Annotated in this window: 12 protein-coding genes; 7 read left to right on the plus strand and 5 right to left on the minus strand. The window is 56.2% G+C overall.

What is annotated here, in order from left to right:
* Position 1: 1 nt before the first annotated feature.
* Together C7387_RS17045 and C7387_RS17050 are read right to left on the minus strand one after the other, a co-directional pair.
* Complete coding sequence (locus C7387_RS17045; protein ID WP_120817153.1) at positions 2-865, minus strand: YjjW family glycine radical enzyme activase; 864 nt, start codon at positions 863-865, stop codon at positions 2-4.
* Positions 837-2,387, minus strand: a complete 1,551-nt coding sequence (locus C7387_RS17050; protein WP_120817154.1) for a YjjI family glycine radical enzyme — start codon at positions 2,385-2,387, stop codon at positions 837-839. The genes C7387_RS17045 and C7387_RS17050 overlap by 29 nt, the downstream gene beginning before the upstream one ends.
* Before the next feature lie 262 nt (positions 2,388-2,649).
* Here C7387_RS17050 and deoC point away from each other — a divergent pair, with 262 nt between their 5' ends.
* From deoC to deoD, 4 genes are read left to right on the plus strand one after another with little or no spacing between them, the layout of a single operon-like run.
* Positions 2,650-3,429, plus strand: coding sequence for a deoxyribose-phosphate aldolase (gene deoC / locus C7387_RS17055; protein WP_209319579.1), 780 nt, complete (start codon positions 2,650-2,652; stop codon positions 3,427-3,429).
* Positions 3,430-3,485: 56 nt separating this feature from the next.
* Positions 3,486-4,808 carry a thymidine phosphorylase gene (deoA, locus tag C7387_RS17060; protein WP_081874612.1) on the plus strand — a complete coding sequence of 441 codons (1,323 nt, stop codon included), beginning with the start codon at positions 3,486-3,488 and terminating at the stop codon, positions 4,806-4,808.
* 52 nt (positions 4,809-4,860) lie between these two features.
* Entirely contained in the window at positions 4,861-6,084 is a 1,224-nt protein-coding gene (gene deoB / locus C7387_RS17065; RefSeq protein WP_120817155.1) for a phosphopentomutase, read from the plus strand.
* 56 nt (positions 6,085-6,140) lie between these two features.
* Positions 6,141-6,863, plus strand: coding sequence for a purine-nucleoside phosphorylase (gene deoD / locus C7387_RS17070; RefSeq protein ID WP_006817041.1), 723 nt, complete (start codon positions 6,141-6,143; stop codon positions 6,861-6,863).
* Positions 6,864-6,921: 58 nt separating this feature from the next.
* On the opposite strand, the gene lplA is transcribed toward deoD, so the two are convergent.
* Both lplA and C7387_RS17080 read right to left on the minus strand, forming a co-directional pair.
* Entirely contained in the window at positions 6,922-7,938 is a 1,017-nt protein-coding gene (gene lplA / locus C7387_RS17075) for a lipoate--protein ligase (RefSeq protein ID WP_006817042.1), read from the minus strand.
* 35 nt (positions 7,939-7,973) lie between these two features.
* On the minus strand, positions 7,974-8,621 hold the full coding sequence (locus C7387_RS17080) for a YtjB family periplasmic protein (RefSeq protein ID WP_006817043.1): 648 nt from the start codon (positions 8,619-8,621) through the stop codon (positions 7,974-7,976).
* 104 nt (positions 8,622-8,725) lie between these two features.
* On the opposite strand from C7387_RS17080, the gene serB reads away from it, so the two are divergent.
* The 3 genes from serB to nadR are packed head-to-tail and all read left to right on the plus strand — an operon-like array spanning position 8,726 to position 12,357.
* On the plus strand, positions 8,726-9,697 hold the full coding sequence (gene serB / locus C7387_RS17085) for a phosphoserine phosphatase (RefSeq protein WP_038252284.1): 972 nt from the start codon (positions 8,726-8,728) through the stop codon (positions 9,695-9,697).
* Between the two features lie 9 nt (positions 9,698-9,706).
* On the plus strand, positions 9,707-11,089 hold the full coding sequence (radA, locus tag C7387_RS17090) for a DNA repair protein RadA (protein WP_038252276.1): 1,383 nt from the start codon (positions 9,707-9,709) through the stop codon (positions 11,087-11,089).
* 35 nt (positions 11,090-11,124) lie between these two features.
* On the plus strand, positions 11,125-12,357 hold the full coding sequence (gene nadR / locus C7387_RS17095) for a multifunctional transcriptional regulator/nicotinamide-nucleotide adenylyltransferase/ribosylnicotinamide kinase NadR (protein WP_120817156.1): 1,233 nt from the start codon (positions 11,125-11,127) through the stop codon (positions 12,355-12,357).
* A 102-nt stretch (positions 12,358-12,459) separates the two neighbouring features.
* On the opposite strand, the gene ettA is transcribed toward nadR, so the two are convergent.
* On the minus strand, positions 12,460-14,127 hold the full coding sequence (gene ettA, locus C7387_RS17100) for an energy-dependent translational throttle protein EttA (RefSeq protein WP_038252272.1): 1,668 nt from the start codon (positions 14,125-14,127) through the stop codon (positions 12,460-12,462).
* Positions 14,128-14,198: the final 71 nt, after the last annotated feature.

Consider the following 14,198-nt stretch of genomic DNA (forward strand, 5'->3'; position numbering starts at 1 on the left):
GTTACAGATACAGCGCCGGGTGGATGAGACGAGTAATGCCTCTGGCTTCAAGGGCCCCGGCAAGCGCGTTGATATCGTCAGGGCCGGCGCTGCGCCACTGTGCGGCCTCCCCGTAGACACCGTGGGCGTGGAAGGCGTTAAGGCGAACCGGTATGTCGCCCAGGCCAGCAATAAAGGCGCTCAGCGGCTCGATGGCAGAAAGGTAGTCGCTGTGCTGCGGGATCAGCAGCAGCCGTAGCTCGCTCAGCATCCGGTGTTCGGCCAGCCAGCGGATGCTCTCTTTTATCCGGCCGTTGTCGCGTCCGGTCAGCTCGCGATGCAACTCTCCTCCCCATGCTTTAAGATCAACCATTACCCCATCGCATACCGGGCGGACTCTCTCCCAGCCGCTGATGTTCAGTTCGCCGTTGCTGTCAATCAGGCAGGTCAGGTGCTGCAGGGCTGGCGTCTGCTTCAGTTGACGAAACAGCGCCTCGATGAACGGCAGCTGGGTTGTTGCTTCACCGCCGCTGACGGTTACCCCTTCAATAAAGGGCGCGGCGGCGGCAATCTGGCTGATGACCTCTTCCACGCTCATCGTTTTTGCCATCGGTGTCGCCTGCTGCGGGCAGAGGTGCAGGCAGGTATCACACTGCTGGCACTCCCCTTCGTGCCAGTAAACGCGGCCAGCCTGGTAGCTCAGCGCTTCATGCGGGCAGTGCACGGCGCACTCCCCGCAGTCGTTGCAGCGGCCCATCGTCCACGGGTTGTGGCAATTTTTACAGCGCAGGTTACATCCCTGCAGGAACAGCGCCAGGCGGCTGCCCGGCCCGTCCACACAGGAGAACGGGATAACCTTACTGACTAAAGCGCATCTGCTGCTCATGGCTTATTACTCGTGGTTGGCGCTCGAGGATCCGCGTATTGCGTGCGGCTTCTTCTCCAAGCCAGGTGGTGTTGCTGCGCGATCCTTCTTCACGGTATTTCTCCAGATCCGACAGTCGCACCATATACCCGGTCACACGCACCAGATCGTTGCCACTGACGTTAGCGCTGAACTCGCGCATGCCGCTGGCGAAAGCGCCCAGGCAGAGCTGCATCACCGCCTGCGGGTTGCGTTTCACCGTTTCGTCGAGGGTCAGAATATCGCTGATCCCGGCCGGATAGAACGCGTGGTGTGGGGCGACGGTGCGCAGATGGGTAATAGGATCGGGTTCATCACCGTAAGGAAGACGTGCGCCCGGGGTGGTGCCCACGTCAGAACTGATGCCTGACTGCGCATGCAGCAGCGCGCGATGCTGCCAGCCGTATTTCACCGGAGTGGATTCAACAAAACGTGCCAGCTGTTCGCTGATGCGGTAACCCAGCGCGTTGGCCTCTTCATCCTTGCCATAGCGGGCATGGTTACCGGCTTTTTCGCACAGCAGGTTAACGGCCTCAGCCAGCGCGTACATGCCAAACATTGGCACAAAGCGCTGCGGATCGATGAGCCCTTCGCTGACGAGGAAGCTGTTTTCAAAGAACCTGGATTGCTGATAGAGGAATTCACAGCGGGCATCAATAATTGCGATTTGTTGCTGGCAGTAGTACGGAAGCGTCCGGGTAAAGAAGTCGTCAATTGATTCACTGCGCTCTGCAATCTGCTGCAGATTCAGACGAACCAGGGTACTACCACCGCCCGCCAGCGGCAGCGAGTTGTAACAACTCACCACACCATAGTGATTTTTTGTGAAAATTTTATCATTTACCGGGCCGTTAGCAATGTGCGGTTTGCTACACTCACAGATGTTCTTAGCCACCTGAAGGAGCAAATCGTGCGGTGTGATTTCAGGGTCGTAGATAAAGGTCAGGTTCGGCGCCGTCTGCTTTAGCTCTGCATCAGCCCGCAGGATGGCGCGGGTGACCGGGGTATCCTCCGGCCCGATATTCACGTGCGTAAAGGCATCTGGCAGGGTTCTGTCGAGGTAGCGCCAGAAACGTTTTATTCGAATATCGATCTCTTCTTGTGTTAGAATTCTAACATATGGTTGCAACAGCTTATCGAGATGTCCCAGATACACGGGTAACGAGGTTACGGACGGTACGTGGTGATAAAGGATAGTCAGCAGCGATAGTGCATCGTCGAGATCCTCCGCCCCGGCAAGCTCCAGCCATTGTGAACCCTGAGCCAAAAAACGCGCGTAATCAGGCAGGACGTAGCGGGGTTTGAACGGCGCATGGCCTTCAAACATATCGCAGATAATCCCCTCGTCCAGCGCGGCGCGGGCCTCTGCTGGCAGCATCGGGTAAGGCAGTGCGTTTTCAGCCTCCAGCGCCAGAAAGTGACGCTTTTGTTCAGGCGACAGACGTGCGCTGGTCACAATCTGCTGGCAACGTTGTGAGAACGAAGGATCAACGGTAGTGGACATTCTTTCTTTCCTCAGGCGCTAAGCGATGAGGGCAGTGTAAGAAACGTCGCACGGCGCGATGTTGATCCTGACCCGCGGAGTGGCCGGTTTTTGTCCCGATATAGCGTGAAAATTTGATTAATGTCTCATTATGGTTATGCAAAATTGCATGCAGTTTTCATTAACTGTGATGGGTGTCGAAGTGTGAAGGCGGGTCAGTGTTACAATAGTCACAGACTCGCATGGTGAAATTTAAACCGGCATTATGCCGTCGGAGAATGTTATGACTGATTTAACTGCAAGCAGCCTGCGTGCGTTGAAACTGATGGACCTGACTACCCTGAATGAAGATGACACTGACGCGAAAGTTATCGCCCTGTGCCATCAGGCAAAAACGCCGGTGGGTAACACTGCAGCGGTCTGTATCTATCCGCGCTTTATTCCGATTGCACGTAAGACTCTGAACGAGCAGGGCACTCCGGACATCCGCATCGCGACCGTCACCAACTTCCCGCACGGTAACGACGACATCGACATCGCACTGGCCGAAACCCGCGCGGCCATCGCCTATGGCGCTGACGAAGTCGACGTGGTATTCCCATACCGCGCACTGATCGCCGGCAATGAGCAGGTGGGTTATGACCTGGTGAAAGCCTGCAAAGAAGCCTGCGCGGCGGCAAACGTGCTGCTTAAAGTGATCATCGAAACCGGCGAACTGAAAGAAGAGGCGCTGATTCGTCAGGCTTCCGCTATTTCCATCAAAGCGGGCGCAGACTTCATCAAGACCTCTACCGGTAAAGTTCCGGTTAACGCCACGCCGGAAAGCGCGCGCATCATGATGGAGGTTATCCGTGATATGGGCGTGCAGAAAACCGTTGGCTTCAAACCGGCTGGCGGCGTGCGTACTGCAGAAGACGCGCAGCAATTCCTCGCTATCGCCGACGAACTGTTTGGCGCTGACTGGGCCGATTCCCGCCACTACCGCTTTGGTGCATCCAGCCTGCTGGCAAGCCTGCTGAAGGCGCTGGGTCACGGCGACGGTAAGAGCGCAAGCAGCTACTAATTCTTTTCCTGCGGCGGTTCATCCGCCGCATTTAACCTGTGTCCTCGGGGGTTACCGTGTTTCTCGCACAAGAAATTATTCGTAAAAAACGTGATGGTCACGCCTTAAGTGATGAAGAGATCCGTTTCTTTATCAACGGCATTCGCGACAATACCATTTCGGAAGGGCAGATTGCCGCCCTGGCGATGACCATTTTCTTCCACGATATGTCGATGCCTGAGCGTGTTTCGTTGACCATGGCGATGCGAGATTCAGGAACCGTCCTTGACTGGAAAAGTTTGAATCTGAACGGCCCGATTGTGGATAAACACTCCACCGGCGGCGTAGGGGATGTGACCTCGCTGATGCTTGGCCCGATGGTGGCGGCATGCGGCGGCTATATTCCGATGATCTCCGGGCGTGGCCTGGGTCATACCGGCGGTACGCTCGATAAACTGGAAGCGATTCCGGGATTTGATATCTTCCCGAACGATCAGCGCTTCCGCGAAATTATTAAAGATGTTGGTGTGGCCATTATCGGCCAGACCAGCTCTCTGGCTCCGGCAGACAAGCGTTTCTATGCCACCCGTGATATTACCGCGACGGTCGATTCCATCCCGCTGATTACCGCATCTATCCTCGCCAAAAAGCTGGCGGAAGGGTTGGATGCGCTGGTGATGGATGTCAAAGTGGGCAGCGGCGCGTTTATGCCGACCTATGAACTCTCTGAAGCATTGGCCGAAGCTATCGTTGGCGTGGCCAACGGCGCCGGCGTGCGGACTACCGCGCTCCTGACTGATATGAATCAGGTGCTGGCTTCCAGCGCCGGTAACGCGGTGGAAGTCCGTGAAGCGGTGCAGTTCCTCACCGGCGACTATCGCAACCCACGTCTGTTCGACGTGACCATGGCGCTGTGCGTGGAGATGCTGATTTCAGGCAAGCTTGCTAAAGACGATGCTGAAGCCCGTGCGAAACTGCAGGCGGTACTCGACAACGGCAAAGCCGCTGAGGTCTTTGGCCGTATGGTAGCCGCGCAAAAAGGCCCGACCGATTTCATTGAGAACTACGACCTTTATCTGCCGACGGCGACGCTCAGCAAAGCCGTCTACGCTGATACTGAAGGCTTCGTTTCCACGATGGATACGCGTGCGCTGGGCATGGCGGTAGTGTCGATGGGTGGCGGTCGTCGTCAGGCTTCTGACACCATCGACTACAGCGTTGGCTTTACCGAAATGGCTCGCCTGGGCGAGCACGTAGATGGACAACGACCACTCGCGGTCATTCATGCTAAAGATGAAACCAGCTGGCAGGAAGCCGCGAAAGCGGTGAAAGCGGCGGTAAGCATTGACGAAAAAGCACCGAAAGAAACACCAACGGTCTATCGTCGCATCACCGAATAGCGGTATACTGATCTGATCGCTTTTTTACAAAAGCACAAGGTACGGAGAACATATGAAACGTGCATTTATAATGGTGCTGGACTCCTTCGGCATCGGTGCAACAGAAGATGCGGATCGCTTTGGTGACGTGGGTTCCGATACCATGGGCCACATTGCAGAAGCTTGTGCAAAAGGTGAGGCTGACCACGGTCGCAAAGGCCCGCTGAACCTGCCAAATTTAACCCGTCTGGGCCTGGTGAAGGCACACGAAGGGTCTACCGGTAAAATTGCCGCCGGTATGGACGGTAACGCTGAAGTGGTCGGGGCTTACGCCTGGGCGCATGAACTCTCTTCCGGTAAAGATACCCCGTCAGGTCACTGGGAAATCGCGGGTGTTCCGGTTCTGTTCGACTGGGGCTATTTTTCCGATCATGACAACAGCTTCCCGCAGGAGCTGCTCGACAAGTTGGTTAAACGCGCCAACCTGCCGGGTTACCTCGGTAACTGCCACTCTTCCGGTACGGTGATTCTGGATGAGCTCGGCGAAGAGCATATGAAAACCGGCAAGCCGATTTTCTACACCTCTGCTGACTCCGTGTTCCAGATTGCCTGCCACGAAGAGACCTTTGGCCTCGACAAACTCTACGAGCTGTGTGAAATCGCCCGTGAAGAGCTGACCGAAGGCGGCTACAACATTGGCCGTGTCATCGCGCGTCCGTTTATTGGTGATAAAGCGGGTAACTTCCAGCGTACCGGTAACCGTCACGATCTGGCCGTTGAACCGCCAGCGCCAACCGTGCTGCAGAAGCTGGTTGAAGAAAAAGACGGTCACGTGGTTTCGGTCGGTAAGATTGCTGACATTTATGCGAACTGCGGTATCACGAAAAAGGTGAAAGCCACCGGTCTGGATGCGCTGTTCGATGCCACTATCAAAGAGATGAAAGAAGCCGGTGACAAGACTATCGTCTTCACTAACTTCGTCGACTTCGACTCCTCCTGGGGCCATCGCCGTGACGTTGCAGGCTATGCTGCCGGTCTCGAGCTGTTTGACCGCCGTCTGCCGGAGCTGATGAAGCTGGTGGGTGAAGATGACATTCTGATCCTCACCGCTGACCACGGCTGCGACCCGACCTGGACCGGTACCGACCACACTCGTGAGCACATTCCGGTGCTGGTGTACGGTCCGAAAGTGAAAGCGGGCTCGCTTGGCCACCGTGAAACCTTCGCGGATATCGGTCAGACGCTGGCGACTTACTTCGGTACGTCGCCAATGGCGTACGGTAAAAACATGCTGTGATTATTTGGGCGGGAGGAACCCCGCCCTTCATCTAATTAAAAATAAAGGAAATTACGATGGCAACCCCACACATTAATGCTGAAATGGGCGATTTCGCTGACGTTGTTTTGATGCCGGGCGACCCGCTGCGTGCGAAGCACATTGCAGAAACTTTCCTCGAAGACGTGCGTGAAGTGAACAACGTTCGCGGCATGCTGGGCTTCACCGGTACCTATAAAGGCCGCAAGATTTCCGTGATGGGCCACGGCATGGGTATCCCGTCCTGCTCCATCTACACTAAAGAGCTGATCACCGATTTCGGCGTGAAGAAAATCATTCGCGTGGGTTCCTGCGGCGCGGTTCGCATGGACGTTAAACTGCGTGACGTCGTGATCGGCATGGGCGCCTGCACCGATTCCAAAGTAAACCGTCTGCGTTTCAAAGACCACGATTTCGCAGCGATTGCTGACTTCGATATGGTGCGTAATGCGGTTGACGCGGCCAAAGCGCTGGGCGTTGACGCTCGCGTCGGTAACCTCTTCTCTGCCGATCTGTTCTATGCACCGGACGGCGGTGAGATGTTTGACGTGATGGAAAAATACGGCATCCTGGGCGTGGAAATGGAAGCGGCCGGTATCTACGGTGTTGCGGCTGAGTTCGGTGCGAAAGCGCTGACCATCTGCACCGTGTCTGACCACATCCGTACTCACGAGCAGACTTCTGCCGCTGAGCGTCAGACCACCTTCAATGACATGATCAAAATCGCGCTGGAATCCGTTCTGCTGGGCGATAAAGAGTAATATGTTTTCCAACCCTCTCCCTGCGGGAGAGGGTTGGGGTAAGGGCATCAGACCGCACTTACCGCACCGCGCTCGCCATCCACGCTGAAACTTCCCGCAGCTCGTTCTCCTGGTCCGGAAAATCCACTAACAGCGCTTCACACGCCTGCTGCAGCATATCGGCCCGATACAGGCTGCCCTGCAACCGGTCGGCCAGCGCTTCCAGCGGGGCCGGATTCAGACTATCGGTAAATACCTGAATACGGGTGATGTGGCCTTTCTCTACGTCAAAATGCAGCTCCACGCCACCCCAGGTGAAGCGTTCATCCAGCAGGTGTGAGAAGGCAGGGGCCTGGCCAAAGTTCCACTCCCAGCTGCTCTGGCGGGCAAAGGTTTCGGCAAAATTCGGTAAGTCGGGAGCTTTATCCGGTGAGATAACTTCCGCTTCAACGCGCTCGCCGTAGTGGGTGAAGAACGCCTCCCGAATGGCGTCACAAATTTGCTCATGCGTGATGCCGGGCAGCAGCTCCGTCAGGTTCGCCACCCTTCCACGGACCGAAGTAATTCCTTTGGCCTGCAGCTTTTTCTTATCCGGATTGAGGTAGTTTGCCAGCCGGCTGAGATCGGCGTTCAGCAATAAGGTGCCGTGATGAAAACCGCGATCTTTGGTTTCGCGATAGGCCGAACCGGAAACTTTACGATCCCCCTCGGCGGTTTTCACAATCAGATCGTTGCGCCCGGAGGCCTCTGCCGTGACGCCAAGCGCCTGCAGCGCATTCAGTACAATCGCGGTGGAGATGGTTTTGTCATACTCCGGTTTGCCCGCCATGAAGGTAAAGCAGGTATTGCCCAAATCGTGAAACACCGCGCCGCCGCCGCTGCTGCGTCGCGCCAGGCGTACGTTGTCATCTTCCATACGGCGGGTATTGCACTCTTTCCACGGGTTTTGCGCCCGGCCAATGACGACCGTATCGGCGTTACGCCAAAGGAACAGCACGCGCTGCGTGGCGGGCATCTGGCGGAAGATGCACTCTTCCACCGCCAGGTTGAACCAGGGATCGTGTGAATCGGAGATAAGCAAACGAAGTGTCGACATGATAGATTTCCTTTCTGCAACATGCCGCTAGTCTATCACTCCTGCTTCTTGTCGTTCTCATCCTCTTCGGGTACTGACTTGTTTGCGGTCAGTAAGAACGGTGACTGCTGCCAGCGCGTACGCTTGCCCTGCAGCAGGGTGCGGGTCAGAACCACCCCGATGGCGAGGGATAAAAGCAGCATCAGGCGTAAAATATTGGTGGTGTTATCCACCTGTCCGGCTTCGGTTGCCAGCGTATGGGTATCGAGCGTCAGGCGCAGATAACCCAGCGGTTCATTCTTGCCCTGTACGGGCTCAACCACCTGCTGGTTGAAGTAACCACCGGCTTTTTTACCGTCCAGCGCCAGCCGGTCACGCACCGCCACGCTCTCACCGGCGCGGGCAATCAGGGAGCCCTGCTCATCGTAAACGCTGGCATCGAGGATCCGGCTGCCTTTAGTCAGCCTGGTGAGCATTTGGGTAATGCGTTTTTCATCCGGCGTTTCGGTGCGCATCAGCGGCACGAGATTGACCGTGACCTGCTGGGCGAGGGTGCGCGCGAGCTCTTCAAGCTGCGGATTACGTTGCCGCTGGTGATTCTGACTGAACCAGGAGGCACCCTGCATCAGCGCCACCAGAAGGGCGAGGCAGATCAAAACTATCCCTGCGCGATGTAATCGAAACTTAAGTTTTGCGCGAACCATATTTCACCTTTGAAAATTTATCGCTTAATGTTGCCATAGGCGCTGGTTACAAGGTAGCCTCGTGCGTTATTTTCCTTACCTGTTTGATGATACGTGGAGCTGTGATGCCGAACAGTTTGACCTGGTGCGATCTCTCTGAAGATGTTTCCTTGTGGCCGGGCTTACCGCTCTCACTTAGCGGTGACGAAGTGATGCCGCTGGATTACCACGCTGGCCGTAGCGGGTGGCTGCTGTATGGCCGCGGCCTTGATAAAACGCGTCTGACCGCCTGGCAGCGCGAGCTAGGCGCAGCGCTGGTGATTGTCGCCGCCTGGAGCGTGGAGGATTATCAGGTGATCCGCCTTGCGGGGTCGCTGACGCCGCGCGCAACCCGTCTGGCGCATGATGCCGGAATGGACGTTGCGCCGCTGGGTAAAATTCCGCATCTCAAGAGCCCTGGTCTGCTGGTCATGGATATGGACTCCACAGCGATTCAGATCGAATGTATTGATGAAATAGCCAAACTCGCCGGTACGGGTGAAATGGTCGCTGAAGTGACCGAACGCGCGATGCGCGGCGAACTGGATTTCACCGCCAGCCTGCGCTCCCGAGTGGCAACCCTGAAAGGGGCCGATGCGGGAATTTTGCGTCAGGTTCGCGATGAGCTACCGCTGATGCCAGGGCTGACGCAGCTGGTGCTGAAGCTGGACGCGCTGGGCTGGAAGGTGGCAATTGCCTCCGGTGGCTTTACTTTCTTTGCTGAGTATCTGCGCGACAAGCTGCGTCTGACCACGGTGGTGGCCAACGAGCTTGAGATCCGCGACGGCAAGCTGACCGGGAACGTCATCGGCGATATCGTCGATGCACAATACAAAGCTAACACCCTTAAGCGTCTGGCGGAGAAGTATGAAATTCCAGCCGCACAAACCGTGGCGATTGGCGATGGTGCTAACGACCTGCCGATGATCAAAGTGGCCGGTCTCGGCATCGCTTATCATGCCAAACCCAAAGTGAATGAACAGACTGAAGTCACAATCCGTCATGCCGACCTGATGGGGGTGTTCTGCATCCTGAGCGGCAGCATGAATCAAAAGTAAGAGGTTAATGTGGCAAAAGCACCTAAACGCGCCTTTGTATGTAATGAATGCGGCGCGGATTATCCGCGCTGGCAGGGGCAGTGTAGTGCCTGTCACGCCTGGAACACCATCACCGAAATGCGCATTGCCGCATCGCCAACGGTGGCGCGCAACGAAAGGCTGAGCGGCTATGCGGGGAACGCAGGCGGCTCAAAAGTGCAGAAGCTCTCTGACATCAGCCTCGAAGATCTGCCGCGTTTTTCCACCGGGTTTAAAGAGTTCGACCGTGTGCTGGGCGGCGGCGTTGTGCCCGGCAGCGCCATTCTTATCGGCGGTAACCCGGGAGCCGGGAAATCGACACTGCTTCTGCAGACGCTGTGCCGACTGGCCGAGCAGATGAAAACGCTGTACGTCACCGGTGAAGAGTCGCTGCAACAGGTTGCGATGCGTGCGCACCGCCTCGGGCTGCCGACGGCAAACCTTAATATGCTGTCGGAAACCAGCATCGAACAAATCTGCCAGATTGCCGAAGAAGAGCAACCTAAGCTGATGGTTATCGACTCCATCCAGGTGATGCATATGGCGGATATTCAGTCTTCACCGGGCAGCGTTGCCCAGGTGCGTGAAACTGCGGCCTATCTGACGCGCTTTGCGAAGACCCGTGGGGTTGCCATCGTGATGGTGGGACACGTAACCAAAGACGGTTCTCTGGCGGGGCCGAAGGTGCTTGAGCACTGTATCGACTGTTCGGTGCTGCTCGATGGCGATGCCGATTCCCGCTTCCGTACGCTGCGTAGCCATAAAAACCGTTTTGGAGCGGTGAATGAACTTGGCGTATTTGCCATGACGGAACAGGGGCTGCGCGAAGTCAGCAACCCGTCGGCGATTTTCCTTAGCCGCGGCGATGAGGTCACCTCCGGTAGCTCAGTGATGGTGGTCTGGGAAGGTACGCGACCGCTGCTGGTAGAGATTCAGGCGCTGGTCGACCAATCAATGATGGCAAATCCTCGCCGCGTCGCGGTGGGGCTTGAGCAAAACCGACTGGCCATCCTGCTTGCCGTGTTGCACCGCCACGGCGGGTTGCAGATGGCGGATCAGGACGTGTTCGTCAACGTGGTCGGTGGGGTGAAGGTGACAGAAACCAGCGCTGACCTGGCGCTGCTGCTGGCGATGGTTTCGAGCCTGCGTGACCGCCCGCTGCCGCAGGATCTGGTGGTCTTTGGCGAAGTGGGGCTGGCAGGGGAGATCCGCCCGGTGCCCAGCGGTCAGGAGCGTATCTCTGAGGCGGCGAAACATGGTTTCCGCCGGGCGATTGTTCCCGCAGCAAACGTACCGAAAAAAGTCCCGGAAGGCATGCAGGTGTTTCCGGTGAAGAAACTGACGGATGCGCTAAGTGTCTTTGACGACTTATAATTACGTATTCGATTTTGCAGGAGGCACTAAGCGCTATGTCATCATTTGATTATCTGAAAACCGCGATTCGTCAGAAAGGCTGCACTTTGCAGCAGGTGGCTGACGCCAGCGGGATGACGAAAGGCTATCTGAGCCAGCTGCTGAATGCCAAAATCAAAAGCCCCAGCGCGCAGAAGCTGGAGGCGTTGCATCGCTTCCTCGGACTCGAGTTTCCCCGTCAGCAGAAGAACGTTGGCGTGGTGTTCGGCAAGTTTTATCCGCTGCACACCGGGCATATCTACCTGATCCAGCGCGCCTGTAGCCAGGTGGACGAGCTGCACATCATCATGGGTTATGATGAAACCCGCGACCGGGCGCTGTTTGAAGAGAGCGCCATGTCGCAGCAGCCGACCGTGTCAGACCGCCTGCGCTGGCTGCTACAGACGTTTAAATACCAGAAGAACATTCGCATTCATGCCTTCAATGAAGAGGGAATGGAGCCTTATCCTCACGGCTGGGATGTCTGGAGTCGCGGCACCAAAGCGTTTCTGGAGGAGAAAGGGATCGAGCCAAACTGGATCTACACCTCTGAAGAGGCCGACGCACCGCAATATCTCGAGCATCTGGGGATTGAAACGGTACTCATCGATCCGAAGCGCACCTTTATGAGCATCAGCGGCGGGCAGATCCGTGAGAATCCGTTCCGTTTCTGGGAGTATATCCCAACCGAGGTGAAACCGTTTTTCGTGAGAACTGTTGCCGTGCTGGGCGGCGAGTCGAGCGGTAAATCAACGCTGGTGAACAAGCTTGCCAATATCTTCAACACCACCAGTGCCTGGGAATATGGCCGTGACTACGTCTTTTCGCATCTCGGCGGGGATGAAATGGCGCTGCAGTATTCTGATTACGACAAAATCGCCCTCGGCCAGGCGCAGTACATTGATTTTGCGGTGAAGTACGCCAACAAAGTTGCGTTTATCGATACCGATTTCGTTACCACTCAGGCGTTTTGTAAAAAGTACGAGGGCCGTGAGCACCCGTTTGTGCAGGCGCTTATCGATGAATATCGCTTCGATCTGGTTATCCTTCTGGAAAACAACACCCCGTGGGTGGCGGATGGACTACGCAGTCTCGGAAGTTCTGTCGATCGCAAAGAGTTTCAGACGCTGCTGGTGGAGATGCTCCAGGAGAACAACATTAGTTTTGCGCACGTTGAAGAGCCCGATTATGACGGACGATTCCTGCGCTGCGTGGAGCTGGTGAAAGAGATGATGGGCGAGCAGGGCTAAAACTAACATGCCGGATGGCGCTGCGCTTATCCGGCCTACGATTCTGCACTACCCCGTAGGCCGGATAAGGCGGTTACGCCGCCATCCGGCATTAAGTGTTATTTACTTAGCGATACGCTTGTACTTGATGCGCTTCGGCTCCAGCGCATCGGCGCCGAGGGTGCGTTTCTTGTACTCTTCGTATTCGGTGAAGTTACCTTCGAAGAACTCGACTTTACCTTCATCCTGGTAGTCCAGAATGTGGGTTGCGATACGGTCGAGGAACCAACGGTCGTGCGAGATAACCATCGCGCAGCCCGGGAACTCCAGCAGGGCGTTTTCCAGCGCGCGCAGGGTTTCGATATCCAGGTCGTTGGTCGGTTCATCGAGCAGCAGAACGTTACCGCCCACCTGCAGCAGTTTCGCCAGATGCAGACGACCACGCTCACCGCCGGACAGTTCGCCAACGCGTTTACCCTGATCAACCCCTTTAAAGTTAAAGCGGCCGACGTAGGCACGGCTTGGCATTTCGGTGTTGCCGATCTTCATGATATCCAGCCCGCCGGAGACTTCTTCCCAGACGGTTTTGCTGTTATCCATGCTGTCACGGAACTGGTCAACGGAAGCCAGCTTCACGGTCTCGCCCAGGGTGATGCTACCGCTGTCAGGCTGTTCCTGACCGGACATCATACGGAACAGGGTAGATTTACCCGCGCCGTTCGCACCGATGATCCCAACGATCGCCCCCTTCGGAACCGAGAAGCTGAGATCGTCGATCAGGACGCGATCGCCGTAGGACTTACGCAGATTGCTGACTTCAACGACTTTATCGCCCAGACGTGCTCCAGGTGGAATAAACAGTTCGTTGGTTTCGTTACGTTTCTGGTATTCGGTGTTGTTAAGCTCTTCAAAGCGAGCCAGACGCGCCTTACCTTTGGACTGGCGGCCTTTCGCACCCTGACGAACCCACTCCAGTTCTTTCTCAATGGATTTACGGCGAGCCGCTTCCTGAGAGGCTTCCTGCGCCAGACGCTGATCTTTCTGCTCAAGCCAGGAGGAGTAGTTACCTTCCCACGGAATACCTTCACCGCGGTCAAGTTCAAGGATCCAGCCAGCAACGTTATCGAGGAAGTAACGGTCGTGGGTAATCGCCACAACGGTGCCTTCGAAGTCGTGCAGGAAGCGTTCCAGCCACGCTACGGATTCAGCATCCAGGTGGTTAGTCGGTTCGTCGAGCAGCAGCATGTCTGGTTTTTCCAGCAGCAGACGGCACAGCGCGACGCGGCGGCGCTCACCACCGGACAGGGTTGCGATCTTTGCATCCCACTCTGGCAGACGCAGGGCATCGGCCGCGCGCTCCAGCTGTACGTTCAGGTTGTGACCGTCGTGCGCCTGGATAATCTCTTCGAACTTACCTTGCTGTGCAGCGAGCTTGTCGAAATCAGCATCCGGCTCAGCGTACTTCGCGTAAACCTCGTCCAGACCTTTCAGCGCGCTTACCACTTCCGCAACCGCTTCTTCTACGGATTCACGAACGGTATGCTCTGGGTTTAGCTGAGGTTCCTGCGGCAGGTAGCCGATTTTGATGCCTGGCTGCGGGCGGGCTTCGCCTTCGATGTCGGTATCAATACCGGCCATGATGCGCAGCAGGGTGGATTTACCCGCACCGTTCAGGCCGAGTACACCGATTTTTGCGCCAGGGAAGAAGCTCAGCGAAATATTTTTCAGAATATGACGTTTCGGCGGAACCACTTTGCCGACACGATGCATGGTATAAACGAATTGAGCCACGTTGGACTTCGCCTCTTTTATCGTGATGAATAGTTTTCAAGGGCGAAGTGTAGCCTTTTTCGCGCGCTAAT

It is taken from the genome of Yokenella regensburgei, from assembly GCF_003634235.1.
Classification (GTDB): domain Bacteria; phylum Pseudomonadota; class Gammaproteobacteria; order Enterobacterales; family Enterobacteriaceae; genus Yokenella; species Yokenella regensburgei.

Bases quoted from the DNA above. Each gene is read 5' to 3' on its own strand.
- C7387_RS17045 (WP_120817153.1), bottom strand. From the start codon at position 865: ATGAGCAGCAGATGCGCTTTAGTCAGTAAGGTTATCCCGTTCTCCTGT.
- C7387_RS17050 (WP_120817154.1), bottom strand. From the start codon at position 2,387: ATGTCCACTACCGTTGATCCTTCGTTCTCACAACGTTGCCAGCAGATT.
- deoC (WP_209319579.1), top strand. From the start codon at position 2,650: ATGACTGATTTAACTGCAAGCAGCCTGCGTGCGTTGAAACTGATGGAC.
- deoB (WP_120817155.1), top strand. From the start codon at position 4,861: ATGAAACGTGCATTTATAATGGTGCTGGACTCCTTCGGCATCGGTGCA.
- deoD (WP_006817041.1), top strand. From the start codon at position 6,141: ATGGCAACCCCACACATTAATGCTGAAATGGGCGATTTCGCTGACGTT.
- lplA (WP_006817042.1), bottom strand. From the start codon at position 7,938: ATGTCGACACTTCGTTTGCTTATCTCCGATTCACACGATCCCTGGTTC.
- C7387_RS17080 (WP_006817043.1), bottom strand. From the start codon at position 8,621: ATGGTTCGCGCAAAACTTAAGTTTCGATTACATCGCGCAGGGATAGTT.
- serB (WP_038252284.1), top strand. From the start codon at position 8,726: ATGCCGAACAGTTTGACCTGGTGCGATCTCTCTGAAGATGTTTCCTTG.
- nadR (WP_120817156.1), top strand. From the start codon at position 11,125: ATGTCATCATTTGATTATCTGAAAACCGCGATTCGTCAGAAAGGCTGC.